This is a genomic window from Proteus sp. ZN5, from assembly GCF_011046025.1.
Classification (GTDB): domain Bacteria; phylum Pseudomonadota; class Gammaproteobacteria; order Enterobacterales; family Enterobacteriaceae; genus Proteus.
The window spans coordinates 4,204,975-4,224,099 of sequence record NZ_CP047639.1 but is presented as its reverse complement, the minus strand read 5'-3'; the positions used below and the strand labels follow the sequence as shown (position 1 = coordinate 4,224,099).

18 protein-coding genes are annotated in these 19,125 nt (G+C 39.2%); 8 read left to right on the top strand and 10 right to left on the bottom strand.

The annotated features are described in order from the left end of the window. Positions 1–16 precede the first annotated feature (16 nt). The gene (gene rsmD, locus GTK47_RS19375; RefSeq protein ID WP_165126292.1) at positions 17–601 is read right to left on the bottom strand and encodes a 16S rRNA (guanine(966)-N(2))-methyltransferase; all 585 of its coding nucleotides are present in this window, start codon (positions 599–601) and stop codon (positions 17–19) included. A gap of 228 nt (positions 602–829) precedes the next feature. Here rsmD and ftsY point away from each other — a divergent pair, with 228 nt between their 5' ends. From ftsY to rpoH, 4 genes are all read left to right on the top strand, one after another. Further along, on the top strand, positions 830–2,515 hold the full coding sequence (ftsY, locus tag GTK47_RS19370) for a signal recognition particle-docking protein FtsY (RefSeq protein ID WP_165126289.1): 1,686 nt from the start codon (positions 830–832) through the stop codon (positions 2,513–2,515). Positions 2,516–2,520: 5 nt separating this feature from the next. Further along, positions 2,521–3,186 (top strand): cell division ATP-binding protein FtsE, encoded by a 666-nt coding sequence (ftsE, locus tag GTK47_RS19365; protein ID WP_023583735.1) that lies wholly within the window; start codon positions 2,521–2,523, stop codon positions 3,184–3,186. Continuing rightward, positions 3,179–4,156 (top strand): permease-like cell division protein FtsX, encoded by a 978-nt coding sequence (gene ftsX, locus GTK47_RS19360; RefSeq protein WP_165126286.1) that lies wholly within the window; start codon positions 3,179–3,181, stop codon positions 4,154–4,156. The genes ftsE and ftsX overlap by 8 nt, the downstream gene beginning before the upstream one ends. Positions 4,157–4,521: 365 nt before the next feature. Further along, the gene (rpoH, locus tag GTK47_RS19355) at positions 4,522–5,376 is read left to right on the top strand and encodes an RNA polymerase sigma factor RpoH (protein ID WP_165126283.1); all 855 of its coding nucleotides are present in this window, start codon (positions 4,522–4,524) and stop codon (positions 5,374–5,376) included. A gap of 68 nt (positions 5,377–5,444) precedes the next feature. On the opposite strand, the gene GTK47_RS19350 is transcribed toward rpoH, so the two are convergent. Next, positions 5,445–6,655 (bottom strand): IS3 family transposase gene (locus GTK47_RS19350; protein WP_165121805.1). Its coding sequence is split into 2 segments (ribosomal slippage): positions 5,445–6,313 and positions 6,313–6,655, totalling 1,212 coding nucleotides; the frame shifts between segments, so codons are not numbered across the junction. Positions 6,656–6,766: 111 nt separating this feature from the next. On the opposite strand from GTK47_RS19350, the gene GTK47_RS19345 reads away from it, so the two are divergent. Beyond that, on the top strand, positions 6,767–7,915 hold the full coding sequence (locus tag GTK47_RS19345; RefSeq protein WP_165126280.1) for a glycerate kinase: 1,149 nt from the start codon (positions 6,767–6,769) through the stop codon (positions 7,913–7,915). Here GTK47_RS19345 and panM read toward each other — a convergent pair. Beyond that, positions 7,889–8,332 (bottom strand): aspartate 1-decarboxylase autocleavage activator PanM, encoded by a 444-nt coding sequence (panM, locus tag GTK47_RS19340; protein WP_165126277.1) that lies wholly within the window; start codon positions 8,330–8,332, stop codon positions 7,889–7,891. The genes GTK47_RS19345 and panM overlap by 27 nt on opposite strands. Positions 8,333–8,343: 11 nt before the next feature. Beyond that, a complete protein-coding gene (locus GTK47_RS19335) occupies positions 8,344–9,531 on the bottom strand; it encodes an MFS transporter (protein ID WP_165126274.1) in 1,188 nt (395 codons plus the stop codon). Between the two features lie 115 nt (positions 9,532–9,646). On the opposite strand from GTK47_RS19335, the gene GTK47_RS19330 reads away from it, so the two are divergent. Continuing rightward, positions 9,647–10,117 (top strand): MarR family transcriptional regulator, encoded by a 471-nt coding sequence (locus GTK47_RS19330; protein ID WP_165126271.1) that lies wholly within the window; start codon positions 9,647–9,649, stop codon positions 10,115–10,117. Positions 10,118–10,167: 50 nt separating this feature from the next. Here the strand turns inward: GTK47_RS19330 and GTK47_RS19325 are convergent, their stop codons facing one another. The 5 genes from GTK47_RS19325 to ugpB all read right to left on the bottom strand — a co-directional run bounded on the left by GTK47_RS19325 (position 10,168) and on the right by ugpB (position 15,622). Continuing rightward, a complete protein-coding gene (locus tag GTK47_RS19325; RefSeq protein ID WP_165126268.1) occupies positions 10,168–10,920 on the bottom strand; it encodes a M48 family metallopeptidase in 753 nt (250 codons plus the stop codon). A 497-nt stretch (positions 10,921–11,417) separates the two neighbouring features. Next, positions 11,418–12,518, bottom strand: coding sequence for a sn-glycerol-3-phosphate ABC transporter ATP-binding protein UgpC (ugpC, locus tag GTK47_RS19320; RefSeq protein ID WP_165126265.1), 1,101 nt, complete (start codon positions 12,516–12,518; stop codon positions 11,418–11,420). A gap of 1 nt (position 12,519) precedes the next feature. Next, on the bottom strand, positions 12,520–13,368 hold the full coding sequence (ugpE, locus tag GTK47_RS19315; protein ID WP_165126262.1) for a sn-glycerol-3-phosphate ABC transporter permease UgpE: 849 nt from the start codon (positions 13,366–13,368) through the stop codon (positions 12,520–12,522). Next, the gene (gene ugpA, locus GTK47_RS19310) at positions 13,368–14,252 is read right to left on the bottom strand and encodes a sn-glycerol-3-phosphate ABC transporter permease UgpA (RefSeq protein WP_165126259.1); all 885 of its coding nucleotides are present in this window, start codon (positions 14,250–14,252) and stop codon (positions 13,368–13,370) included. Before ugpA ends, ugpE begins: the two co-directional genes overlap by 1 nt. A 62-nt stretch (positions 14,253–14,314) precedes the next feature. Next, a complete protein-coding gene (ugpB, locus tag GTK47_RS19305) occupies positions 14,315–15,622 on the bottom strand; it encodes a sn-glycerol-3-phosphate ABC transporter substrate-binding protein UgpB (RefSeq protein ID WP_165126256.1) in 1,308 nt (435 codons plus the stop codon). A 174-nt stretch (positions 15,623–15,796) separates the two neighbouring features. Between ugpB and GTK47_RS19300 the strand changes: the two genes are divergently transcribed. Both GTK47_RS19300 and GTK47_RS19295 read left to right on the top strand, forming a co-directional pair. Further along, the gene (locus GTK47_RS19300) at positions 15,797–16,531 is read left to right on the top strand and encodes a glycerophosphoryl diester phosphodiesterase (RefSeq protein ID WP_165126253.1); all 735 of its coding nucleotides are present in this window, start codon (positions 15,797–15,799) and stop codon (positions 16,529–16,531) included. Positions 16,532–16,854: 323 nt separating this feature from the next. Beyond that, a complete protein-coding gene (locus GTK47_RS19295; protein WP_165126250.1) occupies positions 16,855–17,802 on the top strand; it encodes a carbamate kinase family protein in 948 nt (315 codons plus the stop codon). 92 nt (positions 17,803–17,894) lie between these two features. Here GTK47_RS19295 and GTK47_RS19290 read toward each other — a convergent pair whose 3' ends face one another. Next, complete coding sequence (locus GTK47_RS19290; protein WP_165126247.1) at positions 17,895–19,088, bottom strand: cyanate transporter; 1,194 nt, start codon at positions 19,086–19,088, stop codon at positions 17,895–17,897. Between the last annotated feature and the right edge of the window lie 37 nt (positions 19,089–19,125).

Genomic DNA, 19,125 nt, shown 5'->3' with positions numbered 1-19,125 from the left:
GCAGCTCCATAAAAAATTAAGCAGATAAATTGCGAATATAAAGACGATACGCGACTTGCCCTGCGATCTTCTCTCTATGCAATGTCCAATGATTCGGAATTGTATAAGTCTGTGCTTTAACTTCTTCCTCAATATAAATATAGCAATCTTGCGCTAACCAACCGTTATTTTCTAATAACTGGATAGTGTCTGACAACATGCCTTTATGAAAAGGAGGATCTAAAAAAACGACATTATAAGGCGAACCTTGTTTAGCGAGATATGACAATGCACTATCTTGAATGACAAGCCCATTCTCGGCATTAAGTAAGGTTAAATTTGCGGTAATTTGTTGGGCAACTGCACGTTCATATTCGATAAACGTGGTTTCATGCGCATAGCGAGAAAGGGCTTCTATGCCTAAACCACCACTTCCTGCAAAACAGTCGAGGCAACGGGCATCTTGGATAACGGGCATTAGCCAATTAAAGAGCGTTTCTTTTACTCTATCCGTCGTTGGTCGTAATCCTTGGCTATCGAGAACAGGAAGTTTACGACCACGCCATTTTCCCCCAATAATTCTTATTTGTCCCATTGGGGCTTTTTGTGGTTTTTTGGCCATATTATTTTGATTTATATCGTTTAAACGTGAGTTTTGGAGTGTCTTTTGGAATAAGGAATTCGTGTCTGTTGTTATCTCGATGACTTCCCTTGATTTAATCCGGAATAATTTACCATAAAATTCGTATAAAAGATGCGTTTATCCATGATCAAATGATAGACTTCATTATTATTTTCAATATCGTCAGTGTAATCGCGCCATGATTTAGTGCGAGGAGTTTAGTAGCTAATGGCAAAAGAAAAAAAAGGTTTTTTCTCGTGGCTCGGTTTTGGGCGTAACAAAGAAGAAAATATTGAGCAAGAGAAAGAACAGCAACGCTTAGAAGAAGAGCGTTTAGAACAAGAACGTTTGGCAAAAGAAGCTCAAGAAGATGCGGCTCGCCAAGCGCAATTAGAAGCAGATCAAGAACGTTTAGAAGCAGAGCGCCAAGAAGCACAACGTGTTGTGCAAGATAGATTGGCACAAGAAGCTGAAAAACAACGTTTAGAACAAGAGAAAGCCCAACGCCAAGCTGAACTTAAAGCAGAGCAAGAGCGTCTAGAAGCAGAGCGTCTAGAGCAAGAACGCTTGGCTCAAGAAGCGCAAGCTCAACGCCAAGCCGAACTTAAAGCAGAGCAAGAGCGTTTAGAAGCAGAGCGTCTAGAGCAAGAACGCTTGGCTCAAGAAGCTGAAGCTCAACGCCTTGCGCAAGAAGAAGCGCAACGCCAAGCCGAACTTAAAGCAGAGCAAGAACGTTTAGAAGCAGAGCGTCTAGAGCAAGAGCGTTTGGCTCAAGAAGCTGAAGCTCAGCGTCTAGCGCAAGAAGAAGCACAACGCCAAGCTGAACTTAAAGTAGAGCAAGAACGTTTAGAAGCAGAGCGTCTAGAGCAAGAACGTCTAGCTCAAGAAGAGGAAAACGAACGTCTCGCTATTGCGCAAGCAGAAGCCGAAGATATTGAATCTTTACGCGAAGAAGTATTGGCAGATAAAGTTGTTGAACAAGAGAAACCTAAAAAAGAAGGTTTCTTTAGCCGACTGAAAAAAGGCTTACTGAAAACTCGCCAAAACTTAGGTTCAGGATTCCTTGGCCTATTTCGAGGTAAGAAAATTGATGATGAGCTATTTGAAGAGTTAGAAGAGCAACTCTTAATTGCTGATGTAGGCATGGAAACTACCACTAAAATCATCACTAGTCTGACTAAACACGCCACTCATAAAGATCTTAAAGATGCTGAAGCCCTTTACGGTAAATTGCGTGAAGAGATGGGCGATATTTTAAATAAGGTGGATAAGCCATTAAATATTGAAGGTAAAAAACCTTTTGTTATTTTAATGGTTGGCGTTAACGGTGTTGGTAAAACAACTACAATCGGAAAATTAGCGCGACAGTACCAAGCTGAAGGTAAATCTGTCATGTTAGCTGCGGGTGATACATTCCGTGCGGCAGCGGTTGAACAGTTACAAGTTTGGGGTGAGCGTAATAATATTCCTGTAGTGGCACAACATACTGGTGCTGATCCTGCATCTGTTATTTTTGATGCAATTCAATCAGCCCAAGCAAAAGGTGTCGATGTTCTTATTGCTGATACCGCAGGACGATTGCAGAATAAATCCCATTTAATGGAAGAGCTGAAAAAAATCGTTCGTGTTATGAAGAAATTAGACGAAGAAGCACCACATGAGGTGATGCTGACGTTAGATGCAAGTACCGGACAAAATGCAGTTAGCCAGGCAAAACTCTTTAATGAAACAGTTGGGCTAACTGGATTAACATTGACTAAACTCGATGGTACAGCAAAAGGGGGAGTTATCTTCTCCATTGCTGATCAGTTTAGTATTCCTATCCGTTATATTGGGGTAGGTGAAGGTATTGAAGATCTACGTCCGTTTAAGGCCGACGATTTTATTGAGGCTCTGTTTGCCCGCGAGGAGTAGTTTTAATGATCCGCTTCGAACACGTCAGCAAGGCTTATTTAGGTGGAAGACAAGCATTACAGGGGGTTGATTTTCATCTTCGCCCTGGTGAAATGGCTTTTTTAACGGGTCATTCTGGCGCCGGTAAAAGTACATTGCTTAAGTTAATTTGTGGAATAGAACGCCCAAGTGATGGCGCTATTTGGTTTGCTGGTCATGATATCAGTAGACTCAAAAATAGTGAGATCCCTTTTCTTCGCCGTCAAATTGGGATGATCTTCCAAGATCACCACTTATTGATGGACAGAACGGTTTATGACAACGTATCTCTTCCCCTGATTATTGCTGGTGCGAGTGAAGAGGATATTCGACGAAGAGTTTCAGCCGCTTTAGATAAAGTGGGACTATTGGATAAAGCTAAAAATTATCCTATTCAACTCTCTGGTGGTGAACAACAGCGTGTCGGTATTGCGCGCGCTGTTGTGAATAAACCGACTGTTTTACTCGCAGATGAACCAACTGGTAACCTCGATGGTGAGCTTTCAGAAGGGATCATGCGCCTTTTTGAAGAGTTCAACCGTGTTGGTGTAACAGTGTTAATGGCGACGCATGATATGTCGCTGATAGAACGTAGAAATTATCGCATTCTTACATTAGGGCAAGGCAGAATGGTGGGAGGGCAAAATGGCTAAAGCAAAAAGTTCCCGTAAATCAATGCCAACGCCGGGTGCAAAAACCAAGGCGCTAAAAGGTGGAAGACGCGAACAGTGGCGTTATGCATGGCGTAACACGATGGCAGATTTTTTACGCCAACCGCTCTCCTCTTTTTTAACGGTAATGGTTGTCGCGATATCTCTTACCTTGCCTAGCATCTTTTATATTGTATGGAAGAATGTCTCAACAGCGGCAGAACAATGGTATCCAACACCACAATTAACTGTTTATCTCGATAAATCTCTTGATGATTCATTAGCTGAAGCCACAATCAAAAAAATTGAAGCCTTAGAAAAAGTCGAAGGTGTTAACTACCTTTCGCGACAAGATTCGCTGGTGGAATTTCGTTCTTGGGCTGGCTTTAGTAGTGCGTTAGATATGTTAGAAGAAAATCCATTACCTGCGGTGGCGATTGTGACACCTGTTATGGAGCCTAGCGATCAACAACTCATGGTGAATTTACGTGATAGCGTAGCGAAAATACCCGGTGTTGATGAAGTTAGAATGGATGATAGCTGGTTTTCTCGGCTTTCAACGTTGACGTCATTAGTCGGGCAAATCGCCTTGGTGATTGGTACATTGATGGTTGTTGCCTTGTTATTGGTGATTGGTAACAGTGTGCGCCTCAATATTTTCAGTCGCCGTGACACCATTAATGTGATGAAACTTATTGGTGCAACTGACGGCTTTATTATGCGTCCATTCCTTAATTGGGGATTAATACTTGGCTTTATTGGTGCCGTATTTGCCTTAATTTTTTCAGCTTTACTGGTGTGGAAGCTCTCTGATGTGGTGACTCAAGCTGCGACCGTGTTTGGAACTTCATTTTCTATTTCAGGATTAGGTTTTGATGAATCTATCATTCTTATTCTTGTTGCTATGACAATTGGTTGGCTTGCTGCGTGGTTGACGACAATGCAACATTTACGTCAATTCACACCGGAATAATCAATTAGAGTGTTTTTATACTTATCCTCTAAATAATGAGAAGATATTTTTTATCAGGCTGGGTTACGTTAATATCGTCACCCAGCCATTTTATCAACGCCCCGTCTCTGGCATAATAATGCGCGCACTCTTTTCTACGATAAGGCAACAGCCATATTTGCTTCAGTGATAGAAAAGTACAAAGATATGTAAACATAGATGCGAGATGAACCTTTAGCCTTTATGCTGGTCAAATAGTCGTTATGATAAAAACACATCGTAAAAAACCTTAACTGACTTCCTATTTAAGCTATATTTAGAAGGCTCATCTACTTTCCCTTACAGCATTAATTTTAATTATTTATTTGATTTTTATGAGGATTTGAATGACAAAAGAAATGCAATCCTTAGCATTGGTTCCGCAAGGCAGCATCGAAGCGTATATACGTGCAGCCAATTCCTATCCGATGTTAACCGCAGAGGAAGAAAAGGAACTCGCTGAACGGCTGCATTACGATGGTGACTTGGATGCGGCAAGAACGCTTATCCTTTCACATCTGCGCTTCGTTATTCATGTTGCTCGCAGCTATTCAGGTTATGGCTTACCACAAGCTGATCTTATCCAAGAAGGTAATATTGGTCTGATGAAAGCGGTTCGTCGTTTTAACCCAGAAGTGGGTGTTCGACTGGTCTCTTTTGCTGTGCATTGGATCAAAGCTGAAATTCACGAATATGTGCTACGTAACTGGCGTATCGTGAAAGTGGCGACTACAAAATCACAACGTAAACTGTTTTTTAATCTGCGAAAAAATAAAAAGCGTTTAGGTTGGTTTAATCAAGATGAAGTGGAACTTGTTGCAAGAGAGTTAGGTGTATCAGAAAGTGATGTCCGAGAAATGGAATCACGAATGTCAGCACAAGATATGGCATTTGATATGACTGCTGATGATAGTGATGATTCACATCCTATCGCTCCTGTACTCTTCTTAGAAGATAAGTCTTCTGACTTTGCCGACGGCATTGAAGAAGATAACTGGGATAGTCATGCAACGGATAAACTAACGTCAGCAATTGAAACTCTTGATGAACGTAGCCAAGATATTATTCGTGCTCGTTGGTTAGATGATGATAACAAATCGACATTGCAAGACTTGGCGACAAAATACGGTGTTTCTGCTGAACGTGTTCGCCAATTAGAAAAAAATGCGATGAAGAAATTGCGTTTAGCGATTGAAGATTAATCACATTTCAGACCAAGCACACTCTCTCATAAAGTAGAGTGACTAGTCCTGATATAGGTTGACAGCTTTCAGGCATAAAACGCTCGATGTACTTCATCGGGCGTTTTATAGTTTAACGATAAGTGTGGTCGTTTTTCATTATAGAGTTGAATTGATTCTTCTACTAATTTTCTCGCTTGTTCCAAATTACTCGGTTTTATCAGTAGATACTCCATTTTTAATATTCCATTAATTCGTTCCGCTAAGGCATTTTGATAACAATCATACCCATCAGTCATAGAGCATTGAATATTATGCTCTTTATGTATCTCCTGATATTCCGAAGAACAATACTGTATCCCTCGATCTGAATGATGGATTAACGAAGTTGTCGAAGTCCGTTTTTTTAACGCCTGAACCAACGATTTCTTCACTGAACTTGTTTTCATATTGTCATCTAAATGATATCCCACGATTTTTCGTGAATATGCATCCGTAATTAAACTCAAATAAGTATCACCTTCATGCGTCGATAAATAGGTAATATCTGCCACCCAAAGCTGTTCTGGTTGTGTGGGGATAAACCCTGACTTAATTAAATTTGGATGCCGATGAAAACGATGATGGCTTAAGGTTGTTCGATGATAAGCCCGTTTATTAGGCACCAGTAACTGATGTTCTTTCAATAAAGAAAATAGTCGATCACGACCAATAACCATCTGTTTTTGCTTTAAAATAAAATGTAATTTACGCCCACCCAGTCGAGGTTGTAAGACTCGTTCAGATTTAACAACGTCAATAATGGCTGAATCGGCTTTCTTTCGTTCCTCAATTCTATCCAGTCTCTTGTAATAAGCCTGTCGGCTGATCTGCATAAAACGACAAGCAATTGTTACGGTGAGGTTTTTAACCGTTTTTTCTTTAATAACTCGGCTTTGCGCTTTTTTGACAAACGAACTCCAAAGTCTCTATCCATGACTTTAACCACAGCTTCGAAAAAATCGGATTTAAGCCGAGCTTCTTCAAGTTCCTTTTCAAGGATCTTAATGCGTTGTTCCGGCGTTTGTTGTTCAGAAGATTGGGTCATAGCTGAACCTCTATAAAAAGTATCAGGGGTACCGTTTGACCAATCTAACCTACCATGCTTACGAAGCCAAACTAAAACAGTAGAGCATCCTTGTATACCATAGTGATCTTGAGCTTGTTTATAGGTTAATTCGCCTTTTTCAACTTGGTCAACAAGCTGTAATTTAAAAGCGAGAGAATAATCGCGTTGAGTTCGTTTAGTGATTGGTTTCATTACACTCTCCAATTTCAGATTGGAAAAGTGTCAACCTTATTTAGGATGGGTCAGAGTATGTTATAAAAGCGATATGAAAATATCGCTTTTATATTGCTTGGAGAAAAGAACGTGAAAATAGTTATCGCCCCTGATTCTTTTAAAGAAAGTTTAAGTGCGAAAGATGTTGCGATGGCAATAAAACAGGGATTTTCACGTTATTTACCCGATGCACAATATTGCTGTATTCCTATGGCGGATGGCGGCGAAGGAACAGTGGCATCGCTGGTGGATGCAACGCAAGGCCGTTTTATATCGACACCAGTGTGTTCGCCCTTAGGTAAACAAGTAACTGCAACTTGGGGACTTTTAGGGGATAACACCACTGCCGTGATTGAAATGGCACAAGCTTCAGGTCTTCATCTTATTCCTTCATCTCAACGCGATCCTAATTTAACGACCAGTTATGGTACAGGTGAATTAATTAATGCTGCACTTGAAATGGGCGTTAAAAAAATCATATTGGGATTAGGTGGCAGTGCCACAAATGACGCGGGTGCAGGAATGATGCAAGCGCTCGGTCTAGGTCTTAAAGATAAGTTTGGTACATCTTTGTCTTTTGGTGGACTCGCATTAGCACAACTTCACTCTATTGATATCACGACTCTTAATCCTAAACTAAAAAATATTGAAATTGAGATTGCCTGCGATGTAACAAATCCATTGTGTGGAGAGAAAGGGGCATCCGCTATTTTTGGTCCTCAAAAAGGAGCGACCAAAGACGATATTGCGCAACTTGATAATGCATTACACCATTTTGGTACTTATCTTGAGAAAATGACGCAACGCAGTCTTATCAATATTGCAGGAAGTGGTGCGGCAGGAGGATTGGCTTTACCTTTGCTTGCATTTACGCAAGCAACTCTTTCGCAAGGCGTTGAATTGGTAGCTAACGCTGTTGAATTAGAAAAACAGTTAATTGATGCAGATTTGGTAATAACCGGTGAAGGCCGAATGGATAGCCAATCGGCACAAGGTAAAACGCCAACAGGCGTTGCTTTGCTCGCAAAAAAATATCACCTTCCTGTTATTGCTTTGGTTGGTGGTTATTTACCTGATTATGATGTGGTTCATCAACAGGGAGTTGATGCTGTTTTCTCTATTGTACCGGGTGTTTCTACACTGGCTGATGCACTTCATAATGCGGAAAGGAATCTTAGTGAGACAGCTTATAATGTAGCTAGACTTTATACTTTAGCTACTACATCTAAAATTATTTAGAGTATCCTTTGAATTATTTAGAATATAAAGCTCAGATTGTGTTGATGCACTAAATTGATGATGTACTAAAAAAGCATGTGCAATATCATACCCGCTTTCTTCTACTGATAAGCTTATTGCCTGCCAATGGTCAATATCAGGATAGGCAGATAAGCATTGTGTCAGTAAATAATGGCCAACACCGCGGCGGCGTGTCACATCTCTGACCATAAAATCAGTGATAACGGCTTTCTCATCCGATAATTTAACCCAGCAAGCCGCTAATAATCGCTCATTAAATCTAGCCACAAAGAGTACATTTTCGTTGCTGATCTCATTTCTTAGGGCTGATTGATAACGTACATCTTGCCAAATTTTGCCTAAATCAATACGGTCTTGTTCAGAGAGTTGTGTCAGTTTTTCAATAGTCAGTTTCATTAAATATCCTGTTAGTTTGCAGTTTGTTTTTTTTCTTTTAATGAAGACATTAAGGTCTTAATGGTGAAACACAATGCCAAACTCGTTAAGATCACACAAGAATAAAAGACATACTCATAATTATTGTCAGTCACAAAATAGACTGAAATCATAGGTCCTGCCGCCATTCCACAATAACGAATAAAGTTATAAATCCCCATTGCAGTTGCTCTCATCGAGCCAAAATAACTTGCTAATAATGTCGTGTGCGTTGGCATGGTTAAGCCTAAAGAAAGCCCATATAACACGGTCAAACCAAGCATTATCGGTAGTGAGATTTGCCAAAATAGTGCAAATAACGCCAACATAATTAAATTGATACAAGAGGTGAATATCACTCCATATTCAACACTAAATAGATGGCAAATTTTACGATAGAGATAGCTACCTAAAATAAGTGCAATCGACATTGGTACATATAATCCACCAATTTCAGTACTGCTTAGCTGATAGAGATGAAAAGCAATCAAAGGTAAAAATACCAAGAGGCAGAAGTAGTTATAAAACACCATAAAACTCATTACAAAAACGGATTTACCTGTAGGTGCAGTGAGTACTTGTTGCATTGCTGATAAGCTTTTAAAGGGGTCTTTTTGCTCAGGGCGAGTCTCTGGTAAATAAAAGAGATGGGTAATAAGCAATATGACACCAACAACCGCCAAGAAAATAAAAATACCTTGATATTGATAGTGTTGAGCTAAATATCCCCCTAATAAAGGGCCACAGGCAGGTGCTAGCGCTAATAGCATTTGATACGATCCCATTACTTTAGCGCGATCGTTTCCTTGATAAAGATCGCCAAGAATAGTGGCGGCAACCACAGGGATAGCGGCGATACCGATAGCTTGGATCACGCGCCAAAAAATTAGTAAGTTTATAGAGTCAGACCAAACACAACCCAATGCACCCACAATAGAAATGGCTAATCCACTAAGTAAAATCGGTTTTCTTCCCCATTTATCAATCAATGAACCATAAAAGAGTTGCATAACAGCCATCGAAAAAGTAAATGCGGATACTGTTAAATTAACTAATGATAACGTGGTATTAAATTGCTGCTGGATCAAGGGAAGTACAGGTGTATAGATATTTTGTGCCAAAGAGCCTAATAGTGCGCTAAAGCAAATAAGATAAAATAGACTGCGGATTGATAATTTCATTATATTGCCTCTCGTTATTTTGTTTCCATGGAAACAAAGTAGATGATAGCGATATTTTGATTGTTGTAAATACTTTTGGTACTATTTTCTAAAATATTTTTTCCAAGGAAACAAAATGGCAAAAGAGAATGTCACAACACAAGATTTACTAAAAGGGTTAAGTGATTTTTTGTATCTTAAAGATGAACGTACAGATAGCGATCATAAAAAAATATTAGAAGAGCATGGGTTAGATAATTATTCACTTACAGAACTGCATGTGATCCATTGTATTGGTGAAGAGAGTATGAGAAACCTCACAACCATCAGTGAATATATGTCTATGACACGAGGGGCTGTCTCAAAAATTTGTAGCCGCCTACAAAAGAAGGGAGCTATTGAAAAAATAAAGTTGGCGGATAATCAAAAAGAAATATTTTTTATCTTAACAGCTGAGGGAGAGCGTCTTTTTCATGCTCATGAGGTGTTACACCAACAATCTCAAGCCAAATGGTCTGCGCTATTTGAGCAATATGATCAGCTGGAGAGAATGGCAATCAAACGCTTTTTTACCGATGTTGTGGATAGTTTTCGTCAGTCGCAATAAATAAACCTGAAAAGAAAACCCCCATACCGTGAGATATAGGGGCAAGATAATTATTTCTTATCTTCAGCGATACGATTACGGATATTATCAGCACGCTCTTTTGACGGTGGGTGAGAATCAAACATACTTGAATCACCACCACCTAATTTAGCGAGTTTCTCAAAGCCTGTAACTAAACCAGCAGTATTCACACCACGTTTTTTTAGTAGATCATAAGAGAAATTGTCAGCTTCTGATTCTTGGTGCTGAGAGAACTGGGCGTTAATTAATTTTTGGCCCATCTCTGCTAATTGAGAGCTACTTAATTGCGCTGCGACACCACCTGCAGATGCTGCTGCAGTACGCGCTGCCACGGCCGCGTGAGCAACTTGAATAGCTTTACGGGTATGACCTAATGCAACGTGACCCATTTCATGACCTAAAACACCTTCAACTTCGTTATCAGTCATCATATCCATTAAGCCACTATAAACACGTACACAGCCATTGGCCATAGCCCATGCGTTCACATCTTTAGTCATGTAAACTTTATAGTTTACAGGGGTGCCATTAACTTCATTACCTAACGATTTAGCGATGTTATTTAAGCGTTTAGTGTAAGTGCTATTTGCTGGAGCGACTTTATTTTGCGCATCCATTTCTTTACAAGCATCATTTGTTAACGCTTTGATGTCATCATCGCTTAATGTTGCTGCTTGGAAAAGTTGAGTTCCTGATTGGGTCAACATATCGGTATTCAGGTTTTTACAACCAGAAAGTAGCGCTGCTGATACCATCACTGTAGCAAGTAATTTAATTTTCATTTTTAGTTAAGTCCTTTTCTGCTTTGCAGTTTATATAATTGCAGATTAAATTCGAGCAGAAGAATAACAGTGCTTATCTATTGGTGCAATATAAGCATTTTATGTGAGAAATATTGTCTCAATATGTCTTTTCTCTTTTTTCAGCATAAGTGTATTATATTTCCCTCTCTTAATCGGTCATGATAAAAATGAAATAATATATTTAACCTATTTAAAATTAAGAGAATTAATTGATAATTCAATCTTGGAAAGATAAGTTTAATTGGTATAAATATAATATAAATTATTTAATTGTACTTACTTTAAGTGTCAGTAAGGCTACTTTGTATTTATTTAGAATAATATCAAAATAACGTTGTATTTAGATGTGGTTTTATTTGTTTAATTCTGAAAAATTTTATATTTTTAATATTTATTGCTTAATGGTAAATAAATAGCGACGTTTAAAACATCGCTATTCAGATTAAACCGAAAGTGAATAAAGTGATATCAGCGCTTTACGACACCATTAATTCACTGATGAGCATAAAAGGGCGATTAATACGTTCCCCTGACTGTTGATTAAAAAAATGAAGATTTTCTGGGTGAATGGTAAGACCTATTTTATTACCAATTTGTACACCATGATCGTTTGGCGCACGAATAACGAGAGGTTGTTTCTGTTTATCGCAAGTAGTGGCATAAATTAAAACATCTGCACCAAGTGCTTCAATAAATTCCACATCAACATGAAAAAGAGGATGTTGATGGCTAATAATCAAATGTTCAGGACGTAAACCCAATTTAATGGCTTGATAAGGAAAATGCTGAGATGAAACGGCAATATGCCCATCAGCGACTTCAATCACACCATGATTAACCGGAGTATCTAAGATATTCATTGCTGGCGAGCCCATAAACGTAGCCACAAACACGGAGGCCGGGCTTTCATAAATATCTAACGGTGTGCCTACTTGCTCTATATTTCCTTGATTTAAAACTACCAGCTTATCGGCTAATGTCATGGCTTCTACTTGATCGTGTGTTACATAAATAGAGGTTGTGGAGAGTTTTCGTTGTAATTTTTTGATCTCCAAACGCATCTGGACTCGTAACTTAGCATCAAGGTTAGAAAGAGGTTCATCAAATAAAAAGACTTTAGGATCACGAACGATGGCTCTTCCCATCGCGACACGTTGGCGTTGTCCACCTGAAAGCTCTTTGGGTTTTCTATCAAGTAAATGGCTGATTTCCAGCATTTGGGCGGCATTGTTAACGAGTTCTTCAATCTTTGCTTTGGGTGTTTTTCGATTACGTAAGCCATATGCCATATTGTTATAGACCGACATATGAGGATAAAGGGCATAGTTTTGAAACACCATAGCAATATCACGTTCACTAGGTTCATGCTCATTAACTCGTAAATTATCAATAAATAAATCACCTTGTGTAATGGTTTCTAACCCTGCAATCATTCGCAGTAAAGTCGATTTACCACAACCGCTCGGGCCGACTAATACCACCATTTCACCTTGCTCAATAGAAAGGTTTAATTTTGAAATAGCTTGATGACCATTTGGATAACATTTTTCTAAATTTGTGAGAGTGACGGTTGTCATGTTATTTCTCCGTATCAATAAAGCCTTTTACAAAGGCTCTTTGCATCAAAATGACAATAAGGACGGGAGGCAACATCGCAATTAACGTGGTTGCCATGATCTTATTCCACTCAACAACACCATCAGAAACCGCAACCATCTGTTTAATGCCCATGACAATGGTGTAGTAGTGTGTATCTGTTGTGATCAACATTGGCCAAAGATATTGGTTCCAGCCATAAATAAAAGTGATAACAAATAGGGCGGCAATATTGGTACGAGAAAGAGGAAGTAAGATAGTGAAAAAGAATTTAATCGGACCAGCACCATCAATTTTAGCGGCTTCAATTAACTCAGGAGTGATGGTAAGAAAGAATTGGCGGAATAAAAAAGTGGCTGTGGCGCTGGCAATTAATGGAATGGTTAAACCTGCATAAGAGTTCAACATATTGAGATCAGTGACAACCTCAAAGGTAGGCATAATGCGAACTTCAACAGGTAGCATTAACGTAAAAAAGATAGTCCAAAAGGCCAACATTCTTCCCGGAAAGCGAAAAAAAACGACGGCGTAGGCAGATAAAATCGAGATTATTAATTTCCCGATGGTGATCACTAGCGCCATAATCAATGAATTCAATAACATGCTATTAATTGAGATAGCGCTATTTTGCGTAGTGCCTGCTTGTGAAAATATCGATTTAAAAATATTGAAGCCTTCGGTACCAAACCAAAGAGGAGAGCCAGTAGCAAATTCGGTGTTTTGATGTGTTGTTGCCACAAGTGCAATCCAGACAGGGAACGCAACAGAGAGAATGCCGACAATAAGGATAAAGTGGCAAAAAGCATGAAATAAAGGTCTACGTTCAACCATTAGTAAGCCACCTTTTTTTCAACATAGCGAAATTGAATAATGGTTAAGATCGCGACAATAAACATCAAGATAACAGATTGTGCGGCGGAAGAGCCTAAATCTAATCCCACAAAACCATCGTTATAGACCTTATAAACCAGTGTTGATGTGCTACTTCCGGGACCACCTTGTGTCATCGCGTGAATAATGGCGAAAGTATCAAAGAAGGCATAAGCAAAATTAACCACAAGTAAGAAAAAGGTGGTAGGAGAAATTAAAGGAAAACTGATCGTTATAAAGCGCTTAATAGGGCCACTACCATCGATAGCGGCTGCTTCTAAAAGTGATTTAGGTACGGATTGTAAAGCGGCAAGAAAAAACAGAAAGTTATAACTCACTTGTTTCCATGTCGCCGTTAAAATCACCATCCACATAGCATGATGTGTATTAAGTACAGGATCCCAATTAATGCCTATTTTCTTTAACTGTTGGCTTAATACGCCAATCGTAGGATCAAGCATAAATAGCCAAAGAAAGCCTGCAATAACTGGCGCAATGGCATAGGGTGAAATTAAAATAGTGCGATAAAAAAGCTTACCTCGTAAAATTTGTTCGGCAATACCAGCTAAAACCAGCGCTGATAACATAGATAAAAATACAACACTGGTACTGAAAATAAGCGTCGTGACCAAACTATCAAAGTAATAACGATTGCTAAAAAGTCGTTGAAAATTTTCAAAACCAACAAATTCTCGACTCAGTCCAAATGCATCTTCTAATTGAAATGACTGAAAGAAAGCTTGCCCAGCAGGCCAAATAAAAAAGATAAGCGTGATAGCTAATTGAGGAAAAATCAGCGCTAGAGGTAACCATTTTTGTTTAAAATAAATGGATTGAGAAGCCATACAATATCCAGTAAATCGATAAAAATAGAAGGCGAGCTATTTTGCTCGCCTAATACAAGTGACTATTGTTGAGTACGTTCAAAACGGCGTAACTGTTCATTTCCACGTGTAACGGCATTATCTAATGCAATTTGAGCACTCTGTTTTCCTGACCATACTTTCTCTAACTCTTCATCAACAATTTCTCGAGTTTGTAGGAAATTACCAAAGCGTAATCCTTTAGAGTTTGCGGTAGGCTCTGAGGTTGTCATTTGTAATATTGCAGTGTCAGCTCCTGGATTTTGCTGATAAAAACCCTGTTGCTGTGTTAATGCATAAGCCGCTTTAGTGACCGGCAAGTAACCCGTTGCTTGATGCCAATCGGCTTGAACTTCGGGACTTGAAAGATAGGTGAAAAATTTGGCAACACCGTTATATTCGGCATCTGGACGCCCAGACATAACCCATAATGATGCTCCGCCAATAATGGTATTTGCTGGTTTTTGTACAAGAGTATCGTCGTAAGGTAATTGGCTAACACCAATATCAAGACCTTTCATGTTCTCTTTAATACCAGCAAAGCCCGCGGATGATTCCATCACCATTGCACACTCTTGGGTATAAAACAGAGGCATTGCATCTGATTGGCGTCCGCCATATTTGAATATGCCCGATTTTGACCAATCTGCCATTTGTTGAATATGCGCAACGAAAGGTGCTTTATTAAATAGGAAAGTAGTATCAAAGCCATCAAAACCATTATTTTTAGTAGCAATAGGTAAATTATTGCGAGCACCAAAGTTTTCGATTTGTGTCCACGATTGCCAAGTGGTGGTAAATCCACATTTAACACCAGAATCGAGCAGTTTTTGAGACACGACTCCCATCTCTTTCCATGTCTTAGGTGGCTGTTCTATGCCTGCTTTTTTAAAGAGTGTTTTGTTGTAGTAAAGCACCGGCGTTGAACTATTAAATGGCAACGACATCATTTTGCCGTCGCTGGTGGTGTAATAACCCGTGACAGTTGATAAATAACTATTAGGATCAAAAGGCTCGTTGGTTTTTTCCATTAATTGATAAACAGGAAAAACGGCTTTTTTAGCCCCCATCATACTGGCTGTACCCACTTCAAATACTTGCACAATAGCAGGTTGGTTTTTAGCGCGAAATGAAGCCACTGCACTGGTCATCGTTTCAGCGTAAGTACCTTTATAAACAGGTTTTATCTCATATTCAGATTGACTGGCGTTAAAATCAGAGGCGATTTGATTGACTTTCTGACCAAGCGCACCTCCCATTGCATGCCACCATTCAATTTGTGTTTTTGCGTGTGTAGGAGAGGTAAATAACGCCATCGCAACAGCAAGGCCTGTTATTGATTTTATCGACATGCAGAATTTCCTTTTTAATCGAAAGTTAAAGGTGCAATCTAATCTGCGAATTACCCTAAATGTTATTTATGACAACTGGGTGACAATTAAATGAAGATATATTGATGGTATGACTGTCAAATTGCTGTCATAAATGGTTGTCATGATGTCGGCACAAATGAAAAGGAGAGAGAAATGAAGATAGCTGCTCACCGAGGTTTTTCTGGAAAAGCCCCTGAAAATACACTGGCTGCATTTAAAATGGCGATTGATTTCGGGTGCGAATGGATTGAAACGGATGTGCAATTAACCGCGGATCATGTTCCTGTGCTTATTCATGATAAAACAGTTAATCGTTGCACAAATGGGCAAGGTGCTGTGCGTTTTCATACCTTAGATGATTTACATCGCCTTGATGCAGGCAGTTGGTTTAGTTCACTCTATCAAGGTGAAAAAATTCCTTCTTTAAGACAAGGATTGCAGTTAATTAAGCGTTCAGGAACAAAGCTTAATATTGAGCTGAAAACGTGGCCTGATGATGATGTTGAGCGTTTATGTTTAGCGGTTTCTGACATGATAAAAAGTGCAGATATTCCGAATGAGCAAATTCTATTTTCTTCTTTTGATACACATGCACTTATTATTATGAAACGATATCTACCTTTTATTCGTAGAGGACAATTATGGGATGAGATCCCTGATAATGCGCTAGAAACGTTAAAAGCGATTGATGGTTTTAGTGTGCATTGTAATTACAAATACCTTACGCAAGAACAAGCGCAATTGTTAAAACAAGCAGGCTATGAAATTTATTGTTATACCCCGAATGATCCTGAAGAAGTGAAAGATTTTGAGCAATGGGGTGTTGATATGCTAATTACTGATATGCCTGATGTTTATCAACCGGATGTTTATCAAATAGCAAAATAAAAAAGTGCTAACTATCTTGCTGACTTATATTGAATAAGGCGTTATTAATGTGTTTGATGACGCCTTTCATTCCTTTCTTTGCGCATTCCATTTATAGAAATTAAATAAGAGAAACGTTGAGTAATAGATGTTTTATTTACATTCTCTGTTATTATCCTGCGCAATTAATGAATAGATATTGTTCAACACAATAATGTTTATCTCATTAAAAATAAAAATGGGGAAAATGGTTTGCGAATCTGGCGACCTTATCAACCCAACCTCTAAGAGTAGAGGTGTGTTATTTCTACTTTAATTGCCAATAATATAATTGAGAGTGAAATATGAAAGAACTCGTTGTTGTTGCCATTGGAGGCAACAGTATTATTAAAGACAATGCTAGCCAGTCTATCGCTCATCAAGAACAAGCAGTACAAGAGGTTGCAGCCCATATTAGTGATATGGTGGCTGAAGGGTATAATATTGTTTTAACACATGGTAACGGACCACAAGTGGGGCTTGATTTACGCCGCGCTGAAGTGGCGCATGTGCAAGAAGGTTTACCGTTAACACCATTAGCAAACTGTGTTGCAGATACACAAGGCGGTATTGGTTATTTAATACAACAAGCGTTAACGAATAAGCTTCGTGTCCAACAAAATAAACAAGCGATCACCCTTATCACACAAGTTGAAGTCGATAAAAACGATCCAAATTTTGTTTCTCCAACAAAACCTATTGGTGCATTTTTCTCAGAAAAAGAGATGGTGCAATTAAAGCAAGAAAATCCTCAATGGCATTTCGTTGAAGATTCGGGTCGTGGTTATCGCCGTGTTGTTGCTTCTCCAATCCCACAACATGTTATTGAATCTAAGGCAATTAAATCACTGTCAGAATGCGGCTATGTTGTGATTGCCGTAGGTGGTGGTGGTATTCCTGTTATCAAAAATGAACATGGCAATTACCAAAGTGTTGATGCGGTTATTGATAAAGATCTGTCATCGACATTGCTCGCAAAAGAATTACATGCAGATGTTCTTATCATCACAACGGGCGTTGAAAAAGTTTGTATTCATTTCGGCAAACCAGAACAGAAAGCATTAGGCGAAACGTCGGTTGAAGAAATGACACAATATATGCATGAAGGGCATTTCCCTCCGGGCAGTATGCTTCCTAAAATTGAAGCCAGCCTCTCATTTTTAGCTGCTGGTGGAAAAAGAGTAATTATTACAACGCCAGAAAAATTGGCTTCAGCCTTAAAAGGTGAAACCGGAACACATATCGTTGCTTAATTATCTCCATAAGTAGTATTAAATTATTATCTTTGATAAGCGCCTTATTTGTAGTAAGGCGCTTATTTTATATGAGTCTTAAATATAGGGCGTTATTGAGTAGGATGATTAGCGGGATAGGCTTTCGCATAATGACGAGGATTTAATCGTGCAAATAATCCTATAGTCACAATCACTAAAATGGCATGAAATGCCCATGCATAAGTAAAGCTTCCATCTGGCTGGCGTAATAGCACTGCAACTAATGGACCGAAAGCTGCAATAATAAAGCCACCACCTTGCATTAATGCTGACAGAGCACCAGCTTGCGCCGGATCAGGAATATGATCGAGAGCGACAATCATCATCATGGAAAAACATCCCCCCAAACCACAGCCTAAGAAAATACTCCAAAGATAAGGGGCACTCATTGGCATAGTCATGATTGCACCGAAACCGATAAATTGGCTTATTAATGTTACCGTAAGCCAAAAACGCCTGTCGTGATTTTTAGCTGCTAAGAAAGGAATAATTAAAGCGGCAGAGGCTTGGAAAAGAGAAAGAATAGCGACAAGTGAGCCACTTTGGGCGCTTGGCATTCCTAACGATTGGTAGAACGGCGCTAACCATGTCACAACAGAGGCATAACCTGCATTAACGCAACCAAAACCTAAGATAAGCAATCCTGTTCTAGGACGCCAAATTAAGGTATTCAGTGATATTTTATTTGCAGATGAGGCACTGTTTTGAATTGAAAAAAGAATAGAGATAAATGCAAATCCTGCAGGGAGAGCAAACCACGCTAAAGCGCTTTGCCAATGCCCATAATTCGCAGTAAGAAGAGGGGATAATTGCGCCCCAAGTGCGCCTCCGCCCATTAGCATTGCGGAATATAAACCCATCATGATAGGCGTTCGATTTCTAAACCACCCTTTAATAATGCCGGGAAATACCGCTTGAATATAGGCGACGCTTAAACCACAAAAGAGTGCTGTCAGTAATAGCTGATTGCCATCAGAAACATAGGCTCGAGAAAAAGAGCCCATTAGAAGCATTAACATCGCGACTAAAAGCCCTTTACGTACTTGAATATAAGGCTGTAAGAAGGGAACGATTAATGCGCCTATTCCCATTAAAAGCATGGGTAATAGTGTGAGTAAAGAGACTTGGCTATAACTCATTCCTGTTGAGGCAATAATATTGTCAATAACAGGGCCGGGGCCAGTTAAGAAAGGGCGTAAATTTATCCCAACTAAAATAATAGTGAGGACAATCTGCCATGTTTTTTTTCTTGGTAAGGCAGTCATTGTAATTCCCTGATAAACATAAATATTGTCTATTGTA